This window comes from Ruegeria lacuscaerulensis, assembly GCF_013034685.1.
GTDB classification, from domain to species: domain Bacteria; phylum Pseudomonadota; class Alphaproteobacteria; order Rhodobacterales; family Rhodobacteraceae; genus Ruegeria; species Ruegeria lacuscaerulensis_B.
The window spans coordinates 127,993-152,056 of record NZ_WQGO01000003.1 but is presented as its reverse complement, the minus strand read 5'-3'; the positions used below and the strand labels follow the sequence as shown (position 1 = coordinate 152,056).

The 24,064-nt window shown below is 60.2% G+C and carries 25 protein-coding genes; 18 read left to right on the top strand and 7 right to left on the bottom strand.

The window, feature by feature from the left end; all coding sequences use genetic code 11:
• Positions 1-106 precede the first annotated feature (106 nt).
• Genes GOV80_RS08410 through gatC form a run of 4 tightly spaced genes read right to left on the bottom strand, consistent with a single transcriptional unit; the run spans position 107 to position 3,321 of the window.
• Entirely contained in the window at positions 107-823 is a 717-nt protein-coding gene (locus GOV80_RS08410; RefSeq protein WP_170783969.1) for an N-acetylmuramoyl-L-alanine amidase, read from the bottom strand.
• Positions 774-1,502 carry a hypothetical protein gene (locus GOV80_RS08405; RefSeq protein WP_170783967.1) on the bottom strand — a complete coding sequence of 243 codons (729 nt, stop codon included), beginning with the start codon at positions 1,500-1,502 and terminating at the stop codon, positions 774-776. The genes GOV80_RS08410 and GOV80_RS08405 overlap by 50 nt, the downstream gene beginning before the upstream one ends.
• A gap of 40 nt (positions 1,503-1,542) precedes the next feature.
• On the bottom strand, positions 1,543-3,030 hold the full coding sequence (gatA, locus tag GOV80_RS08400; RefSeq protein WP_170783965.1) for an Asp-tRNA(Asn)/Glu-tRNA(Gln) amidotransferase subunit GatA: 1,488 nt from the start codon (positions 3,028-3,030) through the stop codon (positions 1,543-1,545).
• A 3-nt stretch (positions 3,031-3,033) separates the two neighbouring features.
• On the bottom strand, positions 3,034-3,321 hold the full coding sequence (gene gatC / locus GOV80_RS08395) for an Asp-tRNA(Asn)/Glu-tRNA(Gln) amidotransferase subunit GatC (RefSeq protein WP_170325838.1): 288 nt from the start codon (positions 3,319-3,321) through the stop codon (positions 3,034-3,036).
• Between the two features lie 226 nt (positions 3,322-3,547).
• Here gatC and GOV80_RS08390 point away from each other — a divergent pair, with 226 nt between their 5' ends.
• Positions 3,548-3,706: a hypothetical protein gene (locus GOV80_RS08390; RefSeq protein WP_170769114.1), complete on the top strand. Its 159-nt coding sequence runs from the start codon at positions 3,548-3,550 to the stop codon at positions 3,704-3,706.
• 123 nt (positions 3,707-3,829) lie between these two features.
• Positions 3,830-4,393, top strand: a complete 564-nt coding sequence (locus tag GOV80_RS08385; protein WP_170783963.1) for a DUF4202 domain-containing protein — start codon at positions 3,830-3,832, stop codon at positions 4,391-4,393.
• Here GOV80_RS08385 and GOV80_RS08380 read toward each other — a convergent pair.
• Positions 4,390-5,040 (bottom strand): ceramidase domain-containing protein, encoded by a 651-nt coding sequence (locus GOV80_RS08380; RefSeq protein ID WP_170783961.1) that lies wholly within the window; start codon positions 5,038-5,040, stop codon positions 4,390-4,392. The genes GOV80_RS08385 and GOV80_RS08380 overlap by 4 nt on opposite strands.
• A gap of 59 nt (positions 5,041-5,099) precedes the next feature.
• Here GOV80_RS08380 and GOV80_RS08375 point away from each other — a divergent pair, with 59 nt between their 5' ends.
• Positions 5,100-5,792: a metal-dependent hydrolase gene (locus GOV80_RS08375; protein ID WP_170783959.1), complete on the top strand. Its 693-nt coding sequence runs from the start codon at positions 5,100-5,102 to the stop codon at positions 5,790-5,792.
• On the opposite strand, the gene GOV80_RS08370 is transcribed toward GOV80_RS08375, so the two are convergent.
• Positions 5,782-6,240, bottom strand: coding sequence for a nucleoside deaminase (locus tag GOV80_RS08370; protein WP_170783957.1), 459 nt, complete (start codon positions 6,238-6,240; stop codon positions 5,782-5,784). The genes GOV80_RS08375 and GOV80_RS08370 overlap by 11 nt on opposite strands.
• On the opposite strand from GOV80_RS08370, the gene GOV80_RS08365 reads away from it, so the two are divergent.
• From GOV80_RS08365 to GOV80_RS08295, 15 genes are all read left to right on the top strand, one after another.
• Positions 6,239-7,111 (top strand): pseudouridine synthase, encoded by an 873-nt coding sequence (locus GOV80_RS08365; RefSeq protein ID WP_170783955.1) that lies wholly within the window; start codon positions 6,239-6,241, stop codon positions 7,109-7,111. The genes GOV80_RS08370 and GOV80_RS08365 overlap by 2 nt on opposite strands.
• 174 nt (positions 7,112-7,285) lie before the next feature.
• Positions 7,286-8,194, top strand: coding sequence for a 5-bromo-4-chloroindolyl phosphate hydrolysis family protein (locus GOV80_RS08360; RefSeq protein WP_170783953.1), 909 nt, complete (start codon positions 7,286-7,288; stop codon positions 8,192-8,194).
• Between the two features lie 30 nt (positions 8,195-8,224).
• Positions 8,225-9,415 (top strand): toxic anion resistance protein, encoded by a 1,191-nt coding sequence (locus tag GOV80_RS08355; RefSeq protein ID WP_170783951.1) that lies wholly within the window; start codon positions 8,225-8,227, stop codon positions 9,413-9,415.
• Positions 9,415-10,377, top strand: coding sequence for a DUF2927 domain-containing protein (locus GOV80_RS08350; RefSeq protein ID WP_408015510.1), 963 nt, complete (start codon positions 9,415-9,417; stop codon positions 10,375-10,377). Before GOV80_RS08355 ends, GOV80_RS08350 begins: the two co-directional genes overlap by 1 nt.
• 21 nt (positions 10,378-10,398) lie before the next feature.
• On the top strand, positions 10,399-11,547 hold the full coding sequence (locus tag GOV80_RS08345; protein WP_170783949.1) for an SPFH domain-containing protein: 1,149 nt from the start codon (positions 10,399-10,401) through the stop codon (positions 11,545-11,547).
• Between the two features lie 20 nt (positions 11,548-11,567).
• Complete coding sequence (locus GOV80_RS08340; RefSeq protein WP_170783947.1) at positions 11,568-12,656, top strand: TFIIB-type zinc finger domain-containing protein; 1,089 nt, start codon at positions 11,568-11,570, stop codon at positions 12,654-12,656.
• 88 nt (positions 12,657-12,744) lie between these two features.
• A complete protein-coding gene (locus tag GOV80_RS08335) occupies positions 12,745-13,413 on the top strand; it encodes a nitroreductase family protein (protein WP_170783945.1) in 669 nt (222 codons plus the stop codon).
• A gap of 30 nt (positions 13,414-13,443) precedes the next feature.
• A complete protein-coding gene (dtd, locus tag GOV80_RS08330; RefSeq protein ID WP_170783943.1) occupies positions 13,444-13,881 on the top strand; it encodes a D-aminoacyl-tRNA deacylase in 438 nt (145 codons plus the stop codon).
• A complete protein-coding gene (locus tag GOV80_RS08325; protein WP_170783941.1) occupies positions 13,881-14,984 on the top strand; it encodes a glycerate kinase type-2 family protein in 1,104 nt (367 codons plus the stop codon). The genes dtd and GOV80_RS08325 overlap by 1 nt, the downstream gene beginning before the upstream one ends.
• Before the next feature lie 51 nt (positions 14,985-15,035).
• A complete protein-coding gene (locus tag GOV80_RS08320) occupies positions 15,036-17,027 on the top strand; it encodes a CocE/NonD family hydrolase (RefSeq protein WP_170783938.1) in 1,992 nt (663 codons plus the stop codon).
• Between the two features lie 118 nt (positions 17,028-17,145).
• Positions 17,146-18,732 carry an ABC transporter substrate-binding protein gene (locus tag GOV80_RS08315; protein WP_170769100.1) on the top strand — a complete coding sequence of 529 codons (1,587 nt, stop codon included), beginning with the start codon at positions 17,146-17,148 and terminating at the stop codon, positions 18,730-18,732.
• Between the two features lie 15 nt (positions 18,733-18,747).
• Positions 18,748-19,704, top strand: a complete 957-nt coding sequence (locus tag GOV80_RS08310) for an ABC transporter permease (protein ID WP_170769099.1) — start codon at positions 18,748-18,750, stop codon at positions 19,702-19,704.
• Complete coding sequence (locus GOV80_RS08305; RefSeq protein WP_170784664.1) at positions 19,704-20,519, top strand: ABC transporter permease; 816 nt, start codon at positions 19,704-19,706, stop codon at positions 20,517-20,519. The genes GOV80_RS08310 and GOV80_RS08305 overlap by 1 nt, the downstream gene beginning before the upstream one ends.
• Positions 20,516-22,153, top strand: coding sequence for an ABC transporter ATP-binding protein (locus GOV80_RS08300; RefSeq protein ID WP_170783936.1), 1,638 nt, complete (start codon positions 20,516-20,518; stop codon positions 22,151-22,153). The genes GOV80_RS08305 and GOV80_RS08300 overlap by 4 nt, the downstream gene beginning before the upstream one ends.
• A 138-nt stretch (positions 22,154-22,291) precedes the next feature.
• Positions 22,292-23,128, top strand: coding sequence for an alkaline phosphatase family protein (locus GOV80_RS08295; RefSeq protein ID WP_170783934.1), 837 nt, complete (start codon positions 22,292-22,294; stop codon positions 23,126-23,128).
• Here GOV80_RS08295 and GOV80_RS08290 read toward each other — a convergent pair whose 3' ends face one another.
• Positions 23,129-24,052, bottom strand: coding sequence for an alpha/beta hydrolase (locus GOV80_RS08290; RefSeq protein WP_170783932.1), 924 nt, complete (start codon positions 24,050-24,052; stop codon positions 23,129-23,131).
• Positions 24,053-24,064: the final 12 nt, after the last annotated feature.

Here is a 24,064-nt window from a genome sequence, read left to right as displayed (position 1 = left end):
TGGGCCCAGCGGCGTCAAGAGTTGATCGGTGGGTAGAAGGGGCCAACCCCTTCTTGGCCTGCGGCCAATTCAACCCCGGGATATTTTTGGCCAGATGAAGGGCGGATCATGCGCTAGCGGCAGGCGGCATCAAGGGAATGAAGTCTTCGGAGGTCAGGGGTCCGGTCGCCCAGGGGCGGTATCTGAGGCGGATTGTTGACAGGAGAGTTTTGTCATCCGCGTCTGCGGTGTATCCGGCCGCTTGGGCAAAGGCGCGGAAGGACGCAGGCGAGCTGTCTTGCGGGGGGGCGCTGTTGCCGCGGCGGGTGGCGAGCGCCCGGCGTTCCAACCTCTGCCAGTCGAAGCGGGAGCCGGGGTCGATTTTGCGGCCCGGAGCCATGTCGGAATGACCAATAATGCCGGTTTCGGGGATATTCCAGCGGGTCATGATGGCAGGTAACAGGGCCTCAAGCGAGGTCATCAGCGGATCGGAAAAGGGGTGATCGCCGCGATTATCCAATTCGATCCCAATGGAGCGCGAGTTTATGTCGCTTTGCCCTATCCACTCCCCCGCGCCCGCATGCCACGCACGGTCTGTTTCCTGCACCATGTGCCAGAGCGTTCCGTCTGCGCCGATCAGGTAGTGGGCCGAGACCTCGTATTGCGGATCGCACAGGCGGGTCAGCGCGGCTTGCGCGCTGCTCATCGCTGTATAGTGCAGGACGATCAGGCTGGGTTTCAGGCTATCCCGTCGCGCGCCAAAGTTGGGCGACGGGTGCCAGATCGGGCTCAGCTCAGTTTGCGACGGCACTGCGGAACGGGCTTGGGTCCCAGCTGCATGCATAGCCATCCCCATCCGGGTCCAGACCCTTGCGGTCGCGTTGCGGGCCGCCATTGGACAGGAACTCGATCTGCGCTTGATCCGCCGAGGGGAACTTGGCGCAGTTACGCTGCGCTTTGGCCTGCAGGTTGAACCCCGCCCGGCTGTAGAGCTGTGTTCCGACCGGGTTGGATGTATTCAGCGCATATTGGACGATATTAGGCTGTCCGTCGGTGCCACGCTGCGGGACCGCGGTAGGGGCGACCACTTCGTAGGTCTGGCGGTTTTGCTCGATCCGGGCCGCGTCCGATTCGATCGTGCGTCGGTCGGATACAGCGGCGAAATCCTGTTCGTCAGAGATGGTGTTGTTGCTTGGGATCGCGGTTTGAACCGGGGCCGTCGTGGCCGGATCAAAGCCGCCCACTGGCTGCGCATTGGACGTGCTGGCCAAAGCTGCCGCCGTGGCCGAGGCCAAGTCGGCATTTTCACCTGTCGGGGGCAGCGCGGAGCCCGGCGCACCCAGAGCCTGTTCAGACACATCTACGGGACCGGTCAGCGGGTTGCCCGTATATCCCTGCCCCGTCAGCGCGGCCTCGCGCTGTGCTTGATAGGAGGGTGTGTTGAACCCGGCGCCCTGAATGGGGGCCACCGTATTGCAGGCGGTTACAAGCCCGAGTGCGGGGATCAGAAGCGTGATGCGCATCCTGCTGCTCCGTGTTGCGATGTCTTGCCTTCGTCCAGACCTACCACCATTTGCCCGGCTTGGCCACAAAGCCTGCCGCGTTTTCCAGCGCGTAGGCCGTATTAAGCAGATCACCCTCTTCCCAAGGGCGACCGATCAGTTGCAGACCCAGCGGCAACCCTTGCGCATCCAGTCCGGCGGGGACTGAAACACCCGGAAGACCGGCGAGATTCACGGTGACGGTGAAGACGTCGTTCAGATACATCTGGACCGGATCGGCCTCGGTCATCTCGCCAAGACCAAACGAGGCCGAAGGGGTGGCTGGGGTCAAGATCGCATCGACACCTGCGGCGAAGACGTCTTCAAAGTCTTTCTTGATCAGGGTGCGAACACGACGTGCGCGGTTGTAATAGGCGTCGTAGAAACCAGCCGACAGCACATAAGTGCCGATCATCACGCGGCGCTGTACCTCGTGGCCAAAACCCTCGGCGCGGGTTTTCTCGTACATCTCGGTGATGCCATCGCCTTGCGCCAGATGCGCGCGGCGGCCATAGCGGACACCGTCATAACGGGCGAGGTTCGAGGACGCCTCGGCCGGAGCAATCACGTAATAGGCTGGCAGCGCGTATTTCGTGTGCGGCAGCGAGATGTCAACGATCTCGGCCCCCGCAGCCTTGAGCATCTCGGCGCCATCGGCCCAAAGCTTTTCGATCTCGGCGGGCATTCCGTCCATGCGGTATTCTTTCGGAATACCGATCTTTTTACCTTTGATATCGCCGGTCAGCAGCGCTTCGAAGTTGGGTACGGCCAGCTCGGCGCTGGTTGAATCCTTGGGGTCATGGCCACACATGGTTTCCAGCATGATCGCAGCATCGCGCACGTTCTTGGTCATCGGACCGGCCTGATCCAGCGAGGAGGCAAAGGCCACGATGCCCCAGCGCGAGCAGCGGCCATATGTGGGTTTGATGCCGGTGATGCCAACAAAAGCGGCAGGCTGACGGATCGAGCCGCCGGTATCGGTGCCGGTTGCCGCCAGACAAAGGTCGGCAGCCACAGCAGACGCCGAACCTCCCGACGAGCCGCCAGGTGTCAGTTGCGCGTCGTCATTGCCGCGCCGCCACGGGCTGACCGCATTGCCGTAAACCGAGGTTTCGTTGGACGAGCCCATGGCGAATTCGTCCATGTTCAGCTTGCCCAGCATCACGGCACCGGCATCGGCCAGTTGCTGAGACACAGTGGATTCGTATTCCGGCTTGAAGCCTTCCAGAATCTTCGAGGCCGCCTGCGAGGGCACGCCCTTGGTGCAGAACAGATCCTTGATGCCGATCGGCAGACCACACATGGAAGGCGCGTCGCCTTCCTTGATGCGTGCGTCCGCGGCCTTGGCGCGCTCCAGCGCGATCTCGGGCGTTTTGTGGACAAAAGCGTTCAGCGCGTCGGCGTCATCAATCGCTTTCAGGCAGGATTCGGTCAGCTCGACCGAGGTCACATCACCCTTGCGCAGCGCATCGCGGGCCTCGGCCAGGCCCAGTTTGTTCAGATCGCTCATGTCTTACTCCACCACTTTGGGGACTGCGAAAAAGCCTTCGCGGGCGTCGGGGGCGTTGGCCAGAACCTTGTCCTGCTGGTTTCCGTCGGTGACCACATCCTCGCGCCGTTTCAGGCGCATCGGCTCGACCGAGACCATGGGCTCGACGCCTTCGACATCCACTTCGTTCAGTTGCTCGATGAACCCAAGGATGGTGTTGAACTCGGACGCCAGCGCGGGCAGCGCGTCATCCTCGACCTTGATCCGGGCCAGTTTGGCCACCTTGGCGGCGGTGCTTTGGTCAATCGACATCGGAAAACCTCTTGTGCGTTAGGGGGCATTTACCCGTCTGATGCCCCGGTCGCAAGAGCGGCAGAGGCCTGTTTTCCCCTGTCCCGGCCCAGACGGCGCCCTTGCGCCATCAATTCCGCATAGCTGTCATGCATAAAAGTAAACCAATTAGTTCATTTTTGCCCTTGAAAAACTAAACTGTACTGTTCATTTCATTTACACGGAAACGCTATATCGGAGAAAGACGATGAAAACGTTCATGACCGCCCTTGTACTGGCCTCGACCGTTCTGGCCGCCCAAGCACAGGCATTCGGGCCGACCATGGACAGCCTGACTCGCGACCTGAACTTCCCCGAAACGGTCGCAGAGCCTGTCTCGCAAGACAAAACGAAGGTTGGTAAGTGATGTGACCCCTTCGTCCGGGTCGGGAACTCCTCCTCCCGACCCGGGTTTTTACAATCATGTGCTGCGCTTAGCGTGATGACGCGTTACGATGCTCGAAAGATGTCTCATCCGACGGAGCCCCCGATGACCACCCGCAAGCAAGCCGTTCTGGACGCAATCGACGCGGCCAATACCCAAGACCCTACCCTTGAAGACGGTCAGCCGGCCGCATTGCTTTATGGCCAGCGGATGAGCGCCGAGCTGGACCGGCTGTTCCCTGACGCATCAGACCCGTTGCAGATCGCCGCGCGTGGACAGCATGTCGAACGGTGGAAACTGGCGCGCAGCGAATACCCCGAAGGGCGCGCGGGCTATCTGACCTGGCGCAAGGCGCAAGCCGAACATCATGCCGAGGTGGTGGCCGGTCTCATGGAGCTTGGCGAATATGGTGCAGACGACATCGACGCGGCCCGGCGGATGCTGCGCAAACAAGGCATCAAGCGCGATGCCGAGGTTCAAGCGCTGGAAGATGTGATCTGTTTCGTCTTCCTAAAGTGGTACTTCGCGCCTTTTGCCGAAAAACACTCTGCCGAGAAAATCCTGAGCATCGTCGAAAAGACTGCCCGCAAGATGTCGGCTGAGGGTCGCGCGCGGGTATTGGGCGAATTCGACCTGCCCGCTGACCTTGCCGACGCCTTTCGGGGTTAAGCCGTGCGGGTCATGTGCCTGCTGTAGACCTCGATCATCCAGCCCAGCATGGTGGCGTTCAGGATATGCCACATGAAATGCGTACCCAACGGCAGGTGGCCGCAGATTGGTTCATCCAGCGCGCGGAACGTGATCGAGGCGATCAGGATGGCTGCGCCGATGGCTAGCCCCTTGGCCGTGCCGGGGGCGCGATGGCGCAGCAGATAGGCATAGATCAGAATCAGTAAGGGGACCGGTGCGTAGGCCGATGACGCGCCCAGTCCCGGCACCAGTTGAAACAGTGGCACCGTCGCGGCAGCGTAGGGAATAAAGAGCGCGGTTACGGCTCCGGCAAAAGCAGGTCGCATCTGCCAGACATCACGGTTGATGGCAAAGATATAGACCAGGATATACAGCACGATCGGCAGCACGTCAGCCATGGCGGCCCAGACCTGCGCATGAGTGTGAAACAGATAGCTACCCACGCCGATCGCCGCCAAAATCGCCACCAGCACCATTGCCAGCGCCATCCCCTGCCCACGCACCCGACGCCACATGATGAAAGCGGCAATCAGAAAGGCTGCGTTGGTCACGGCGTTTATGGGCTCGGCCCAATAGGCGGGCGACAAGCGCTCGCAATAGCTGTCAATTTCCTGAAACCAGTCCATAGAATTTTACATAGCCGATGCTAGGGTAAAGCCAACAGTCTGATTGGGAGGAATTATTCATGAATATCATTTGGCTGGGCCACGGCAGTTTCCGCATCGAAACCGGAGGACAAGTGCTGTTGATCGACCCGTGGCTGACCGGTAATCCGGTTCTGCCCGAAGACCAGCACGACGCGGCGCTGGATGGTGCGACACATATCCTTCTGACGCATACGCATTTCGACCATGTGGTTGATGTTGTCTCGCTGGCAAAGCGCCTCAAGATTCCGGTAGTCGGCCAATACGATCTGATGGGGTATTGGAGCGAAGCTGAAGAGATCGAGACCGTTGGCTTCAACAAAGGTGGCACGGTCAACCTGAACGGCGTGATGGTTTCGATGGTTCCGGCCTCGCACAGCTCGACCTTTTCCACGCCCGACGGCCTGCGTACCGGCGGCAGTGAGGTCGGGTTCATGATCGCGGGCGATGGTCACATGCTCTATGTGTCGGGGGATACGGACATCATGGCCGATATGGACTGGATGGGCGATTACTACAAACCCGATATCGGCATCCTGTCAGCGGGCGGACATTTCACCATGGACATGAAAGGCGCGGCGTACGCGGCCAAACGGTATTTCAACTTCAAAACCGTGATTCCCTGCCACTACAAGACCTTCCCTATCCTGGAACAAACTGCCCAGACGCTGATCGAAGGACTGCCGGGCGTTGATGTGATCGAACCCGAGGTGATGAAACCGATCACGCTTTAGGATCACGTCGCGCGGCAAAGAAGGCCTTCAGCAAGTCGGCGGCCTCTTGCCCCGCAATATCATCGTAAACCTCCGGCGCGTGATGCGCCTGAGGATGCGTGAACACACGCGCCCCATGCGCCACCCCGCCCGATTTCGGATCGGCCGCGCCATAGTAAATGCGCCGGATACGCGCCGCAGACAAAGCGGCGGCGCACATCGCGCAAGGCTCCAGCGTGACATAGAGGTCATGATCGGGCAGCCTCTCGGACCCCAACTCAGCACAAGCCGCGCGCAGCGCCAGAATCTCGGCATGCGCCGTTGGGTCGTTCAGCTCACGCGTGCGGTTGCCCGCTGCGGCCACCACGCGGTCGCCCTGCACGATGACAGCGCCCACCGGAACCTCTCCGCGATCGGCAGCTGCGCGGGCCTGTTCCAGCGCGATGTTCATAAAGGACTTGAACGCCATGCCTCTGACTGCATCAGAAACCTGTCTTTCGCAAGCCGGCGGGATGCGCTATGGGCTGCGGATGACCAAAACCCCTCCTCCCGGCGACCGGATCGCCAAAGTGCTTGCCCGCGCGGGCGTCGCCTCGCGCCGCGAAGCCGAACGCATGATCGAAGCCGGTCGTGTGACCGTGAATGGCAAGGCCATCACCAGCCCCGCCTTGAATGTCACCAGCAAGGACCGGATCACTGTGGATGGCAAGCCGGTGTCCGAACCGGAACCCTCGCGCCTGTGGCTGTATCACAAGCCCTCCGGATTGGTGACGACAACGCGCGATGAAAAGGGTCGCGCGACGATCTTCGACAACCTGCCTGAGGACATGCCCCGCGTCATGAGTGTCGGGCGACTGGACTTGAATTCCGAAGGCTTGCTGCTGCTGACCAATGATGGCGGCATCAAGCGCAAGCTGGAACTGCCCTCAACTGGCTGGCTGCGCAAATACCGCGTGCGGGTGAACGGTCGCCCCAAGGACGAAGATTTTGCCCCTTTGCGCAAGGGCTTGGTGATCGACGGTGAGCGCTTCCTGCCCATGGATGTCTCGCTGGACCGCCAGCAGGGCGCCAATGCCTGGCTCACCATCGGGCTGCGCGAAGGCAAGAACCGCGAAATCCGCCGCGCGATGGAAGATATCGGCTATGCCGTGAACCGCTTGCTGCGTGTGTCTTACGGCCCGTTTCAGCTGGGTAATCTAAAGCCGGGCGAGGTCGAGGAAATTCGCCGCCGGGTCATGCGTGACCAGCTTGGACTGGACCCCGCACCCGAAGCCCCAGTCAAACGCCCGACCAGACCTCAGCGAAACAGGCCTCCGGTCGGCAAGAAATCACGCAAGTGACGCGGGTTAGGCAACCTTCCCCCTAGCGCCAAGGCCCCTCATGCCCTAAATTTTCCGTGAGCATTGTCATTGGGGGCTCTCATGTCCGGCACCGGAGTACAGAAACTGGCCTATGCCGCCCTTTTGGCGCTGTTATTTGGTGTTTGCACCGGCCTTCTAGGGGGGCTGTAGACCATGGCCAAAAGATTTGGCGGAAAATACAGCCCGTCAGGTGACGCATCCACGTCCGAGAGCGGGTCGCGCGGGCAGTTCGACGGCGCACGGGTCGAACCTGCCGGTGCGCGCGCCAATCTGTTGTTTCTACCCGCCATCCCATTGGTGTTTTTGTCCCTGAACGATGGTGCCATCGGCATGACCGTCGGGTTGATCGCCGCCGCAACCCTGACCGGAGCTGCCTTCTTACTGCGCGAAGGGCTGCGGGCCGAGGCCGCCTATAACGCGCGCCGCACAGCGCGGCGTCCGGCGATTCCGCGAAAGATCTTTGCCAGCGTCCTGACTGGGCTTGGCACAGCGCTGGCCGCCTACCGCTCGGAACTGGTGGATGCAGCGGCTCAGGCGAGCTTGCTCGCCCCCGTTCTTTTCGGAGCAGCCGCGACAGCACTGCACGCGGTGTCCTTTGGACTTGACCCGCTGAAAGACAAGGGGATGGAGGGGGTCGATACCTTCCAGCAAGATCGCGTGGCGCGGGTTGTGGAAGATGCTGAAAAGCACCTGACCGAGATGACCGACGCCATTAAGCGCGCAGGCGACCGCCGGATCGAGGCGCGGGTCGAGCAATTTCAGGACACCGCCCGCGATCTGTTTCGTACGGTCGAGGATGACCCGCGTGACCTGTCGGGCGCGCGCAAATATCTGACCGTCTATTTGCAAGGCGCACGGGATGCGACCGTCAAATTTGCCGATGTCTATGCCCGCACGCGGGATGCGCAGGCGATGGCCGATTTCACGGCCCTGCTGGACGATCTGGAGCAGAATTTCGCGGCCCGAACCCGCAAGATGCTTTTGGATGACCGCAGCGATCTGACGGTTGAAATTGCCGTGCTGCGCGAACGGTTGCAGCGCGAAGGCGTCCGGTTGAAATGATCAGCCGGATTTTTTGAGAAAGGATTTCCCATGTCCGACGACATTAAGAACAAGGCGGTTGAAGCCGAAACACTGGTACAAGAGGTCACCGCTGTGACCCTACCCGAACCCCAGTCCGAAGTTGTCCCGCTGGAAGAAGCGGACGATCCGGTCAAGGCCGAAATCCGCACCCGAATGGATGAGATCGACATGGACAACACGAACTCGATCGTGTCCTTCGGATCGTCGGCGCAGGCGGAATTGCAAGAGATCAGCCAGGCGATGCTGGCCGACGTGCGCAACAAGGATGTGGGCCCCGCTGGTGACAGTTTGCGCAACATCGTTACCACGATCCGAGGTTTTTCCGTCAGCGAGTTGGACGTGCGCCGCGAACGCAGCTGGTGGGAAAAGCTGATGGGCAAAGCTGCTCCGTTCGCCAAGTTCACCGCCCAGTATGAAGAGGTTCAGGGTCAGATCGACCGCATCACCGACGACCTTTTGGCGCACGAACATACGCTGCTGAAAGACATCAAATCCCTCGATCTACTCTATGAAAAGACACTGGGCTTTTACGACGAGCTGGCGCTTTACATTGCGGCAGGCGAGGAAAAGCTGACCGAGCTGGACAGCCATGACATCCCCGAAAAAGAGGCCGCCGTCCGGGACGCGCCGGAAGACGAACAGGTCATGCGCGCGCAAGAACTGCGCGACCTGCGCGCCGCACGGGATGATCTGGAACGCCGCGTGCATGACCTGAAACTGACCCGGCAGGTAACGATGCAGTCCCTGCCTTCGATCCGGTTGGTGCAAGAAAACGACAAGTCCTTGGTGACTAAGATCAATTCGACCTTGGTGAACACCGTACCGCTGTGGGAAACGCAGTTGGCGCAGGCTGTCACGATCCAACGCAGCGCCGAGGCGGCCTCGGCCGTGCGTGAGGCCAACGACCTGACCAATGAATTGCTTACTTCGAACGCCGCCAATCTGCGCCAGTCGAACAAGATGATCCGCGAAGAGATGGAACGCGGCGTGTTCGACATCGAAGCTGTGAAACAGGCCAATGCCGATCTCATCGGCACCATCAACGAAAGCCTCGCCATCGCGGATGAGGGCAAGGCGAAACGCGCTGCCGCCGAGCAGGAATTGCAGAAGATGGAGACCGAACTGCGCGACACGCTGGCCGCCGCTAAGGCCCGCAAGGATGGGATCGGCGACAATGCCGGTACCGCCGTACCGGGCTGATTCGCGTGACCCTACGCGCCCTGGTCAAACCTGCTCTTGGGCTGGCTGCGTTGCTGGCCCTGGCCAATTGTGACGAGGCCCTAACCACGTCTGTGGCACCGCAAGCCCCTGCGGCACCGGCGCTCCCTGCGGCCAATGCCTATGTGCCGCCCTCAGCGGCCAGTCAGGATCTGGCCCGGTTCTATCAGCGGGTCGAGGGCGATCTGCTGACCCGAGGGATGCTGCGCATTGACGGCGGCGGGCCCGATACGCCCTATGACGCGGACGATCTGGCGCGCAATTTCGAGGCTATTGCCTTTTACAGCGAATATCCCGACCACACGGTGACGATCCGCAGCCCGCAAACGGACGGGCGTCTCAGCCGTTGGGCAGGCCCGGTGCGCATACAGTCTGAATTTGCCCCTTCGGTGGCCCCAGACACACGCGTGGCCGATGCGGCACTGGTCGATGCCTTTGCCACACGGCTGGCGCGGGTGACGGGTCATCCAATTTCGGTCGTGACGCGCAAACCTAACTTTCATGTCTTCTTTGCGGGCAAGGATGACAGTGCCTATGTGGTCAAACGCCTGAAAGAGCTGGTGCCGGGGATCAGCGCGCCGCTGCTGGATCTGGTGGCCAATCCGCGTTCGAATATCGACTGTCTGGTTTTTGCCTCACAAACCCCGAGTGCGCCTTTCAAATTCGTGCGCGCGGTCACGCTGATCCGGGCCGAGCTGCCGGATCTGACCCGGCTTAGCTGCATTCATGAAGAGATCGCGCAAGGTTTGGGTCTGTCTAATGACAGCCCGGCGGCGCGACCGTCGATTTTCAACGACGACGACGAATTCGCGCTGTTGACCAGCCATGACGAGAAACTTTTGACCATGCTTTACGATCCGCGCCTGAAACCCGGCGTGTCCGCCGAAGACGCGCGCCCCGTGGTGCGGATCATTGCGCGTGAATTGATGGGCCAGCCGCTTTAGGCCCAAGAAAAGGAGACCCCAATGGGCATTTTCGATTTTCTGACCGGAGAATTCATTGACGTCATTCACTGGGTCGACGACACCCGCGACACCATGGTCTGGCGGTTCGAGCGTGAAGGCCACGAGATCAAATACGGCGCCAAGCTGACAGTGCGCGAAGGTCAGGCCGCCGTTTTCGTGCATGAGGGGCAGTTGGCAGATGTGTTCACCCCGGGTCTTTATATGCTTGAGACCAACAACATGCCGATCCTGACGACCTTGCAGCATTGGGATCACGGCTTTCAATCTCCGTTCAAGTCCGAGGTCTATTTCGTCAACACGACCCGGTTCAACGACCTGAAATGGGGCACCAAGAACCCGATCATGCTGCGCGATCCCGAGTTCGGACCCACGCGCATTCGGGCTTTCGGTACCTATACGGTTCGGATCAAGGACCCAGCAAAGTTCATGGTCGAGATTGTGGGCACTGATGGCGAATTCACCATGGATGAGATCAGCTTTCAGATCCGCAACATCATCGTGCAGGAATTCAGCCGCGTGATTGCGGGCTCGGGCATTCCGGTTCTGGACATGGCCGCCAACACCGCCGATCTGGGCAAACTGATCGCCGCCGAAGTCTCACCCGTGCTGGATGGCTATGGGCTGGAGATGCCCGAGTTCTATATCGAGAACATCTCACTACCGCCCGCGGTTGAAGCAGCGTTGGATAAGCGCACCTCGATGGGTTTGGCGGGCGATTTGGGCAAGTTCACTCAGTATTCCGCAGCCGAAGCCATGACGGCAGCTGCCAACAACCCTGGTCAGGGCGGCGGCATGGGCGCGGGTCTTGGCATGGGTATGGGAATGGCCATGGCGCAGCAGATGTCAAACATGGCAGCGGGTCAGCCGGGCGGCCCGTGGGGCAGTTCCGCCCCCGCTGCCCCGCAACCCTCGGCGCATGTGACACCCCCGCCTCCGCCGCCGGTCGAGCATGTCTGGCATATCGCCGTGGATGGTCAAACCAGCGGACCGTTTTCCAAAGCCAAGATGGGTCGCATGGCCGCTGACGGAGAGCTAACGCGCGACACGCATGTCTGGACCGCCGGTCAGGATGGCTGGAAAAAGGCCGGTGACGTGCAGGAGCTGGCGCAGCTGTTCACGATCCTGCCGCCTCCACCGCCGGGGGCGTGAATTTTTCGTAGGGCTGTTAAATGACAGAAGAACACCGCTTTCCCTGTGACCAATGCGGCGCGGACTACCGGTTCAATCCCGGCGACGGATCCCTGACCTGCGACCATTGCGGCCATTCCGAGGCCATCGGCGCAGGACCGTGGGGCGGGGCCAGTCTGAAAGAACTGGATTTCGACGCCGCCATCGCCGACCGCTTGCCTGACAGCGAGATCGAGGAAACCCGCGTTCTGTCCTGCCCGAACTGCGCCGCTCAGGTCGAGTTTGATCCAGACACCCACGCGGCGGAATGCCCGTTCTGTGCGACGCCGGTGGTGACGGATACCGGCGTGAACCGACATATCAAGCCGCGCGGCGTTCTGCCCTTTGCACTGGAGGAACGCGCCGCCCACGCTGCCATGACCGAATGGTTGGGCCGGCTGTGGTTTGCGCCCAACGGGTTGAAAGACTATGCCCGCAAGGGGCGTAAGATGCAGGGAATTTATGTACCCTACTGGACCTTTGACGCGGACACCAAATCCTCTTATCGGGGTGAGCGGGGCACGGTTTATTATGAAACCCGAACGGTCATGCGCGACGGCAAGCGCGTGCAGCAGCGGGTGGCCAAGGTGCGGTGGTCGCCGAAATCCGGCCGTGTCGCGCGGTTCTTTGACGATGTGCTGGTTTTGGCGTCTCAATCCTTGCCCAAATCATATACCGACGCCCTGGAACCATGGGATCTGCCCGCGCTTGAACCTTACCAGCCTGAGTATCTGGCTGGATTTCGGGCAGAGGCCTACACGGTCGAGCTGCGTGAAGGCTATGGGCAGGCCCGCGCGCATATGGCCCGCGTGATCGAACGCGACGTGCGGTTTGATATCGGCGGCGACCGTCAGCGCATCCATGCGGTCGACACCGATGTGCACGATGTCACCTTCAAACATATCCTGCTGCCGGTCTGGATGGCCGCGTATAAGTTCCGGGGCAAGACCTATCGGTTTGTCGTGAACGGCCGCACTGGGCGCGTTCAAGGCGAACGCCCCTGGTCTGCGATCAAGGTCACGATTGCTGTTACACTGGGCCTGCTGGTTGCGGCCGGGGTCGGTTACTTGGTGGCAACGGGCCAGCAATAGCAATCAACCGGGTCGGTGTTTTAATCGCTTGAACATCCCAAGCGCAGGCGTCATCTTGCGCGTCGTCAACACCGAAGGGGAGGTCAGTGTGACGCTATCCGATCTGAACAGATTGCTGGACCAGCGCCATTCCTGCCGTGCGTTTCGCTCCGATCCCGTTCCGAAAGAGCAGATCGAACAGATCCTGACCAGCGCAGCCCGCGTGCCCAGCTGGTGCAATGCGCAACCCTGGCAGGTCACTGTCACCAGCGGGGCTGAAACCGACGCCTTCCGCAAGGCGTTGCAAGACGAGGTTCAAACTGCCTCACACGAACCCGACCTGCCGTTCCCGACCTCTTATTCCGGCGTCTATCGGGACCGCCGACGCGAATGTGGCTGGGCGCTGTACGAGGCAGTCGGGGTACAGCGCGGCGACCGCGCCGCATCTGCCGAACAGATGATGCAGAATTTCGCGCTGTTTGGTGCGCCGCATTGCGCGATCATTTCAAGCCCGCTCGAGCTTGGATCTTACGGCGCGCTGGATTGTGGCGGGTTCGTTACCGCATTCGCCCTTGCGGCGCAGGCCTTGGGGGTGGCGACCATTCCACAGGCGGCACTGGCCAGCTATAGCCCGTTCCTGCACCGTTATTTCGATATTGCCGACGACCGCTTGATCCTGTGTGCGATCTCGTTTGGCTATGCCGACACCGATCACCCCGCAAATTGCTTCCGAACCACCCGCGCCGCCCCCGAGGCATTTGTGAACTGGGTCGGGTAATCGCGATACTAATACCTACGGAGAAAAATTTTGCGCGCAGTTCTACAACGGGTCAGTCATGCCAGCGTTTCAGTCGATGGCACTGTCATCGGGCAGTGCGGTCAAGGGATGATGATACTGGTTTGCGCCATGCAGGGCGATGACGAGGCGCGGGCCGGCCAGCTTGCCGCCAAAATCTCGAAACTGCGGATATTCAAGGATGACGCGGGTAAAATGAACCGGTCGTTGTTGGATATCGGTGGCTCGGCCCTTGTGATCAGCCAGTTCACGCTGGCCGCTGATACGTCGCGCGGGAACCGGCCCGGCTTTTCCGAGGCTGCCCCGCCCGAGCTTGGAAAGCACCTGTATGAAACCTTCGCGCAACAACTGAGCGATCACGGCATCCCCGTTGAATCCGGTCAGTTCGGCGCGGATATGGCTGTTGAGCTGGTCAATGACGGGCCGGTCACGATTTGGATGGAAAGCTGATGGAGCGAACAGAAAAAGCCCTGCGGATCTGGAACGCCGGGGTGGAGGCCGTGGGTGGCTATGCCGCGACGCAGGCGGTTCTGGGCGATATCGAAAAGCCTGATCAGATACTAGCCGTGGGCAAACCTGCCGCGTCGATGGCGCTTGCTGCGCTAGAGCATTTTGGCACAGTCCCGACGCTGGTCGTAACCAAGGATGACCATGCAGGCGACCTGCCCGATCACGTGCGGGTCATCGAAGCCTCACACCCCGTGCCCGACGCGCGCAGTCTGGAAGGCGGGCGTGCGCTACGCGAAACGGTCGAGGGTCTGTCGACTGATGCGCATCTGCTGCTGCTGGTCTCGGGCGGTGCGTCCTCATTGGCTGAGGATCTGGTGCCGGGCAAAACGCTGGACGATCTGGCTCAGCTCAACAAACAACTGCTGTCGCAGGGGCTAGACATCACCGCGATGAACGCCCAGCGCCGCAAGCTTTCGCGGATCAAGGGCGGCGGGTTGTTGTCCCATTTCACGGGTCGCAAGGCGACTGTATTGGCGATCTCGGACGTGCCCGGCGACGATCTGAATGTGATCGGCTCGGGGATCGGCGTCTTGCCCGTGACCCGCGATTTTGAAGCAACGGCGCAGATCGTGGCCTCCAACGCCCATGCCCGCGCGGCGGCGGCCAGGCAGGCCGAGGCCGAGGGCGCGCGTGTCATCGCCAATGAAGAATCGCTGCATGACGACTATCAGGCGGTTGCGACAGCTCTTGGCCCTCGCCTGCGCGATATGCCGACAGGCGTGATGGTGTTAGGGGGCGAACCGACCGTCGTCCTGCCCGAAACCCCCGGGCGCGGTGGGCGCAATCAGGCGCTTGCGCTGGCTTTGGCCAAGGAGATCGCGGGGGCCAAGGGGCTGACGGTAATCGTCGGCGGTACCGATGGCACCGATGGCCCGACACAGGCCGCTGGGGGCATCGTCGACGGAACCACATGGGGCGATGACGCGGAACAGGCGCTGCGCGATGCCGACAGCGGCAGCTTTCTGGAAAAGGCCAGAGCGCTGTTGGTGACAGGTCCGACTGGGACGAATGTTATGGACCTGCTTGTCGCAATCCGCGATTGAATTGACGATTTTCATGACACACCCAAAACCCAAGACCCTGACACTCAGACCATGACCAGCCCTTCAAACACGCTGCGCGAGATCGAAGACCTTCCCGATGTTGGCATTCAAATGCCTGATGGCTGCCGCCTCTCGGCGCGGGTCTGGTGTCCGGTGGATGCCCATGATGCACCGGTCCCGGCCATTCTGGAATTCCTTCCCTACCGCAAACGCGACAGCACCGCGACGCGCGATGCGCTGACCCATCCGTGGTTTGCCAAGCGCGGCTATGCCTGCATCCGCGTGGACATGCGCGGCAATGGCGACAGTGAAGGGCTGATAGAGGACGAATACACCCAGCAAGAGCTGGACGACGCGGTTTCGACCATCCAATGGCTGGCCGAACAACCTTGGTGCACCGGCCATGTGGGAATGATGGGGATCAGCTGGGGCGGTTTCAATTCGTTGCAAGTGGCCGCCATGCAGCCCGAGGCGCTGAAGGCGATAATTACCCTCTGCTCGACTGCCGACCGATATGCGGATGACATTCACTATAAGGGCGGTTGCCTGCTGAACGAAAACTTGGGCTGGGGGGCCACCATGTGGTCCTATTCCTCGCGCGCGCCCGACCCGGCGCTGCGCTCAAACTGGCGCGAGCTATGGCTTGAACGGCTTGAGAATGAACCCTTCTTGCCCTCGGTTTGGCTGCGCCATCAGACGCGGGATAGCTATTGGCAGCACGGATCGGTTTGCGAAGATTTCAGCGCCATCCGTGCGGCAACCTTAGCCGTTGGTGGCTGGGGGGATGCCTACAAAAATACGGTACCTCTGCTGGTCGAACAGCTTGCCGCCCCGGTCAAAGGCATCGTCGGCCCCTGGGTGCATAAATACCCTCATTTCGCGGTGCCCGAACCCCGGATCGGGTTCCTGCAAGAGGCGCTGCGGTGGTGGGACCACTGGCTGAGAGGTGCGGATACCGGCGTGGATCAGGACCCTGACTATCGCGCCTATCTGATGGATGGGGTGCGACCGCAACGTTGGTACACCGAGCGCCCCGGCCGCTGGATAACCGAAGACAAAGGCGCAACCACGCATCTGCCGATTCAGACGCTGGACTTGGCGGATAACGGGCTTGGCACCGCAGGCACATTGGACGCACGCATCCGGTCTCCACAAACTTGCGGGATGGAAAGCGGCGAATACTGCGCGATCTGGCTGGGCCCCGACATGCCCGGCGATCAACGCGCGGACGACGCGCTGTCCGCCTGTTTCGACAGTGCCCCGCTGGCCGACGATATGGATGTCGTGGGTGCCCCCCGCCTGCGGCTACGGATAAGCGCAGACCGGCCACACGCCCAGTTGGCGGTGCGACTGAACCATATCCACCCCGACGGTGCCTCGACGCGCATTACCTATGGGGTGCTGAACCTGTCCCATCGAGATAGCCACGCAACGCCGTCGCCGTTGACCCCCGGTGAAACCTATGAGGTCAAGCTGGATTTGGATCACATTGCGTACCGCGTGCCCAAGGGGCACCGGTTGCGGGTTGCGATCTCCAGCGCCTATTGGCCCTTGATTTGGCCCACGCCCGAAGCCGCCGAGTTGCATTTGACTCAAGGTACGATTGACATCCCCATCCGCCCCTCGACCGTTGATGAATGGGTGTTTCAACCGCCCGAATCCGAAACACCGCGCGATGTCACCACTTTACGTCCCGACAACAATGCGCGACGGGTCGAGGTGGACATGAACACCGGCGAAACCCATCTGATCATCGAAGATGATTTCGGCCTGATCACCGACAACCATCACGGCCTGACCCATGGCAGCACGGCCACGGAACGGTGGTCGATCTATCCCGACGACCCACTGTCAGCACGCGGCCATTGCCTTTGGACGCAAGAAATGCAGCGTGATGACATCCTCCTGCGGACAGAGACATCCTGTACGATGTGGTCAGACTCAGAAAACTTCTACCTCCGTGCCGAGCTGAAGGCCTATGAAGGGCAAGACCTGATCTTTTCGAAAGAGCTGGAGGATGAAATTCCGCGCAATCACATGTGACGCGGCACCTGCCGGGGCCAAGATTAACCCTTGCCCGTCAGGACGAATTCCGCCTATTTTGACTCATGCGTCAATAAAAAGCCCTCAAGGGTAAAATCCAATCAACTGGGAGACCATAATGAACGAACAACTCACTCACATGACCAAACAGGTCACTTCGGGCAAACTGACCCGCCGCGAATTCATGGGGAAAGCGGCGGCTCTGGGTGTTTCGGCAGCGATGGCCAGCACCATTTTTGCCGACGCGGCGCGCGCGGCGGGCCCGAAAAAGGGCGGCGATCTGAAGTTTGGCCTGCAAGGCGGCGAATCCACTAACTCGCTAGACCCGGCCACCTATGCCAGCTCGGTTCCGTTCCAAAACGGCAAGCAATTTGGCGACCAACTGGTCGAAGTTGCACCAGATGGCTCGATCGAACCTCGCCTGGCCGAAAGCGTCGAAGGTAGCGCAGACGCCAAGGTCTGGACCTTCAAGCTGCGTCAAGGTGTTGAGTTCCACAATGGCAAGACCATGACCAGCGAAGACGTGCTGAAAACCATGCAACGTCACTCCAATGAAGATTCGAAATCTGGTGCCCTTGGCATCATGAAGGGCATCGAATCGATGAAGGCCGATGGCGACAATTTCCAGGTCACCCTGAGTGAGGGCAACGCCGACCTGCCGTATCTGATGGCTGATTATCACCTGATCATTCAGCCGGACGGAGGCATGGACAACCCTGGCGCAGGCATCGGTACCGGGCCCTACAAAGTCGAAGTCGACGAGCCGGGCGTACGTCACCTCTACACGAAGTTTGAAAACCACTGGAACCCGGATTTCGGTAATTTCGACAGCGTCGAGGTGATCGTAATCAACGACGCAACTGCCCGTACTGCTGCGCTGCAATCAGGTCAGGTCCACGCGATCAACCGTGTCGAACCGAAGGTTGCCGATCTGTTGGGCCGCGCGCCCAACCTGACCGTGCATTCGACTGCCGGTCGCGGACACTACGTGTTCATCATGCATTGCGACACCGCACCATTCGACCAGAACGAACTGCGTCTGGCACTTAAGCATGCGATCAACCGTCAAGAGCTGGTCGACAAGGTTCTTCGCGGCTATGGCACCATTGGCAACGACATGCCCATCAACGCAGCTTATCCGTTGTTCGATGGCTCTATCCCTCAGAGGGAGTTCAGCCTTGAAAAGGCAGCTGAACACTACAAGAAATCCGGCCACGATGGTTCGCCCATCATCCTTCGTGTGGCTGACGGTGCCTTCCCGGGGGCTGTGGATGCTGCTGCGCTGTTCCAGCAAACTGCTGCGCAAGCTGGTATCCCGCTGGAAATCAAGCGTGAACCCAATGATGGCTACTGGTCCGAAGTCTGGAATGTGCAGCCCTTCTGCGCGTCCTACTGGGGCGGCCGCCCGGTACAGGATCAGATGTACTCGACCGCGTATCTGTCAACTGCAGACTGGAACGACACGCGCTTCAAGGTTCCGGCCTTTGATGAGATGCTATTCCAGGCACGTGCCGAACTGGACAACGACAAGCGTAAGAACATCTACAGCCAGATGGGCCAAATGATCCGCGACGAAGGCGGCCTGATCTGCCCGATGTTCAATGACTTCATCGAAGGTGTCAGCAATCAGCTGGCCGGCTGGGAAAGCGATCCCACCCAAGAGATGATGAATGGCAACATGTCCCGCAAGATGTGGTTCGCCTGATAGGGACCACGGATCATGCATCCTATTGTCAAATTGGTTTCCCAGCGCATTGCGCTGGGAATACTCTTGCTGCTCGGCGCTTCGGCCCTGATTTTTGGCCTGACCGAAGCCCTTCCCGGAGACGCCGCGCAAGCCGTCCTGGGGCAGTCCGCAACCCCTGAATCTCTGGCAAACCTGCGCGAGGAAATGGGCCTCAACCGCCCTGCCCTGACCCGTTATTTCGAGTGGCTGGGGGGTATTTTACAGGGCGATCTGGGACAATCACTGACCAACAAGCTGGATATCGCTGAAAGCATCGGCAAACGTTTGGGCAATACCCTGTTTTTGGCCTGTGCCGCCGCAGTCGTGTCGGTTCCGCTTGCGATCTTTTTGGGTCTTCTGGCCGTCCGGTTCCGCAATCGCTGGCCGGATAAACTGATTTCTGCGATCACCCTGACCACGGTTTCGATACCGGAATTCCTGATCGGCTACGTGGTGATCTACTTCGTCTCGGTGAAACTGGGATGGTTCTCATCGCTGGCGATGATTAACGAGTCGATGTCATTCGGTCAAAAACTGAACGCCATCGCCCTGCCGGCCTTCGTGCTGACACTGGTGGTTCTGGCGCAGATGATGCGCATGACCCGCGCCGCGATCCTGAACCTGATGCAATCGGCCTATATCGAAACGGCCGAGTTGAAGGGCCTGTCGAACTTTCAGGTCATTGCGAGGCATGCGTTTCCCAATGCAATTTCACCCATCGTCAACGTCGTGATGCTGAACCTGGCCTATCTGGTCGTGGGCGTCGTCGTGGTTGAGGTGGTGTTCGTTTATCCCGGCATGGGCCAGTATCTGGTCGACTCGGTGACAAAACGTGACGTGCCTGTTGTTCTGGCCTGCGGCGTTGTCTTTGCCGCCGTCTATATCGGGCTGAATATGGTGGCTGACATCGTCTCGATCCTTGCCAACCCAAGACTGAGGCACCCGAAATGATGAAGAATATCCCTATTTCGGCGATGATCGGTCTGTTTTTTACGGGCCTGTATTTCTTCGTCGCCTTCGCCGCCCCGCTGATCGCCCCCTATGGCATGGCCGAGGTCGTCGGCGATGTTTGGGAGCCTTCAAGCTCCGCGCATCTGCTGGGTACCGACAATATCGGGCGCGACCTGCTGACCCGCATGATCTATGGTGGGCGCACGACGATCTTTATCGCCGCGGCCGCAACGATCCTCAGCTTTCTCACCGGCACCTCCCTGGGCCTGCTGGCTGCGGTTCTGGGTGGCTGGGCGGATCAGGTTCTCAGCCGGACGGTTGACCTGATCATGTCGATCCCGACGCTGATCCTGGCGCTGGTCATTCTGGCCATCGTGCCCGTAACCGTTCCGATCCTGATCCTGGTGATGGGCCTGCTGGATGCAACGCGCCCTTACCGCCTGTCACGCTCGGTCGCGGTGGACATCAACGTCATGGATTATGTCGAGGCCGCCAAGCTGCGCGGAGAAGGACGCGCTTGGGTCATCTTCCGCGAGATCCTGCCCAACGCGCTGTCGCCACTGGTGGCCGAGTTCGGGCTGCGGTTCATCTTCATGGTTCTGTTCATCTCGACCCTGTCCTTCCTTGGCCTTGGCGTTCAGCCGCCGCTGGCCGACTGGGGCGGGATCGTGAAGGAAAACAAAGACGGCATCGTCTATGGCATCGGCGCGGCGCTTTATCCCGCTGTGGCCATCGCAACGCTGGCAATCTCGGTCAACCTTGTGGCTGACTGGGTCCTGAACCGTACCACATCGCTGAAAGGAGGCCGGGGATGAGTGAACCGCTTCTCAAAGTCCGTGGCCTCAAGATTGGCGCGACAGTCTATCCGCCGGGCGAAAAGCCCCATGACATCGAAATCGTGCACGGGGTCGATTTCGACCTCGAACGCGGCAAGGTGCTGGGGTTGATCGGTGAATCCGGGGCCGGCAAGTCAACCATTGGTCTGGCTTCGATGGCCTATGGCCGGGGTGGCGTGAAGATCACCGGGGGTGAGGTCTGGGTTAACGGGCGTGATATCCTCAAGTCGTCGCACGGCGATATCCGCAAGTTGCGCGGGGGTGAGGTCACATATGTGTCCCAATCCGCCGCGGCGTCCTTCAACCCAGCCAAGAAGATCATGGATCAGGTGGTTGAAGCCGCAGTTGAGCAGAAAAAGTTCAGCCGGAAAGAGGCCGAAGCCCGCGCGCGAGAGCTGTTCGCCAAGTTGGGTCTGCCGGACCCGGACAATATTGGTAACCGCTACCCGCACCAGGTCTCGGGCGGGCAGTTGCAGCGTTGCATGACGGCACTGGCCCTGTGCCCCGAGCCTGATCTGGTGGTGTTCGACGAACCCACCACGGCGCTGGATGTGACCACGCAGATCGACGTTCTGATGGCCATCAAGGAAGCCATCGCGGATACCGGCGTTGCCGCGCTCTATATCACCCATGACCTTGCCGTCGTTGCGCAGGTGAGCGATGACATCATGGTTTTGCGCATGGGCAACACGGTCGAATACGGCAATACCGACCAGATCATCAACAACCCGCAGGAAGACTATACCAAGGCGCTTGTCTCGGTCCGGTCCATCGAGCATGAGGAGAAACAGCCCACAGCGGAACCGGTGCTGAGCATTGCCGGCATCACTGCGCGCTACAAGGGGCTGAATTTCGACGTGCTGCACAACGTCAATGTTGACCTCCATCCTGGGCAGACACTGGCAGTTGTGGGCGAATCCGGCTCGGGCAAGTCCACGTTGGCGCGGGTGATTACTGGCTTGCTGCCTCCTCGTGAAGGTGAGATCACGTTCAACGGGCGTAAGTTGTCGCCCGACCTCAAGGGACGCACCCGCGAGGACCTGCGCGAGTTGCAGATGATCTACCAGATGGCCGACGTTGCGATGAACCCGCGTCAAACCGTGGGCACCATCATCGGCCGGCCGCTGGAGTTCTACTTCAATATGCGCGGTGCGGAAAAACGCAAGCGGATCGTGGAACTGCTGGATGAAATTGAGCTGGGCGAGAAGTTCATCGACCGCTATCCAGCAGAACTGTCTGGTGGGCAGAAACAGCGTGTCTGCATCGCGCGGTCACTGGCGGCCAAGCCCAAGATGATCATCTGCGACGAGGTCACCTCGGCACTGGACCCGCTGGTGGCGGACGGCATCTTGAAACTGCTTCTGGACCTGCAAAAGATCGAGGACGTGGCCTATCTGTTCATTACCCACGATCTGGCGACAGTCCGTGCGATCAGCGACAGTATCGCGGTGATGTATCAGGGTCGCGTGGTCCGCTACGGCCCGAAATCACAAGTGCTGAGCCCACCGTTCGACGACTACACCGACCTTCTGCTCAGCTCGGTGCCCGAAATGCATCTGGGCTGGCTGGAAGAGGTGGTCGCCCACCGCAAGATGGAAAGCGCCGGGAACTGATCCCGCGCAAAACAATCAAAAAATCCCGGCGCTTGTCATAAACAGGTGTCGGGATTTTGCTATTTGGGGCGTGAACAAGCTGCCCCTGCCCTGCGAATCTCGTAGGGTCGCCGAAAGATCCCATGAAAAGGCCGAACCATGGACCGCAAACTTCTTCTCATCATCCTCGACGGTGTTCCCTGGCGCAATTTCCGCCGTCTGTTCGGCAACCTTGAAGGCTGGGTCGACAGCGGCGAGGCGCGCGTATGGAAGCTGCGCTCGGTGCTGCCATCGACCTCGGCCAGTTGCTATGCCTCGATCCACACCGGGGTGACACCACAGGAACATGGCTGCACCGGTAACGGCAATGTCTTTCGCTTGAGCCACAAAGACGTGTTCAGCCAGGTTCGCGAGGCCGGAGGCGTAACCGGAGCTGTCACCCACAGCTATTGGTCGCAGTTCTTCAACCGCCATCCCTTCGACTATGTGCGGGACGTGGAATATGACGAGCCGGACAGCACCACAATCAATCACGGTCGGTTCCACACAATGACCGGCTACGGCAAGGCGAACCAGATGACGCCGTCCGATGTCGATCTATATGCCACCCTGACCAACCTGTGCCTGCGCTTCGGACTGGATTACGGCATTCTACACGCCTGTACCCTGGACAGCATGGGGCACCGGTTCTTCCATGATTGCGAGGAAATGGACCACGCTTGTTTCGTCGCAGACGAGATGCTGGCTCCATTCATCCCCCGCTGGCGGCAGTTGGGCTATGAAGTGATCGTCACCGCCGACCACGGGCAGGATGAACGAGGTCATCACGGCGGGCGCGGACCACTGCAACAGGAAACAGCACTGTATTATTTCGGCGATGCCAAAGGCCCCGAGGTTGATACGGTGATCGACCAGTTGCAACTGGCACCCACGATCCTGAACCGGATGGGCGCACCAATCGCCGAGACGATGAAAGCCAAGCCGTTCTTGAAGTAATCAGTCGTAGGGCCAGATCTGTTGGCCCAATGCCTCAATAGCGACGGATATCCGCTCAAAACTGTCTGCGGCGCGTTTAACCGAGGTGCGCGCCCGCAGATAGCCATGCACAAGGCCTGGTTCGTTGATGCAATGGGCAAGCCCTCCGGCCTGCGTGATCTGGGCGCAATAGTCGGGCCCGTCATCGCGCAGCGGGTCGCAATCAGCAGTCACAACCACGGTCGGAGGCAGGTTCGAGAAATCGCTGTCCTGCAACGGCGCGTAAGTCGGATCGCTCTGAGGAGGTTCTCCGCTGCACCGCACCTTTTCGTAGAAAACGATATCATCCAGCGTCAAAAGCGGCGCGTGGGCATGTTCCAGGTACGATCCCTTGGTCCGATCACCACCCAAACCGGGATAGATCAGAACCTGCCCCAAAATCGTATCCAACCGACGCCGTGCATGATGGGTGACGGCAGCAGCCAGATTGCCTCCTGCACTGTCCCCCGCCAATACCAGCGCGTTGCCATATTCCTTCGCGGCCCAGTTCACTGCCGTCCATGCGTCCTGAAACTGCGCGGGGTGCACATGTTCAGGGCAAAGGCGATAGTCTACCGCCACCACCCGATATCCCGTCTGCGCACAAATCTCGGCGCAAACGTCGTCATGGCTGTCCAGCCCACCGACAACAAAACCACCGCCATGCAGATAAACCACCGTCCGCGTCGGATCACCGGCAGTATAGACGCGAACAAGCACGCCGTCGGCGTGCTTGTCCTCAGCCTCGACCCCCATCGGGCGCGGCTGCCGAAAGTCACGACACATCGCGTCATAGACCCCGCGCTGATCCTGGATCGAAAGATCGACCGCATCATCGGGATAGCTTTCGGCGGTCCTGCTTATGAACGCCCAAGTTTCTTCATCAATCAGGCGTTCATAATCCATGTCCCCTCCGCG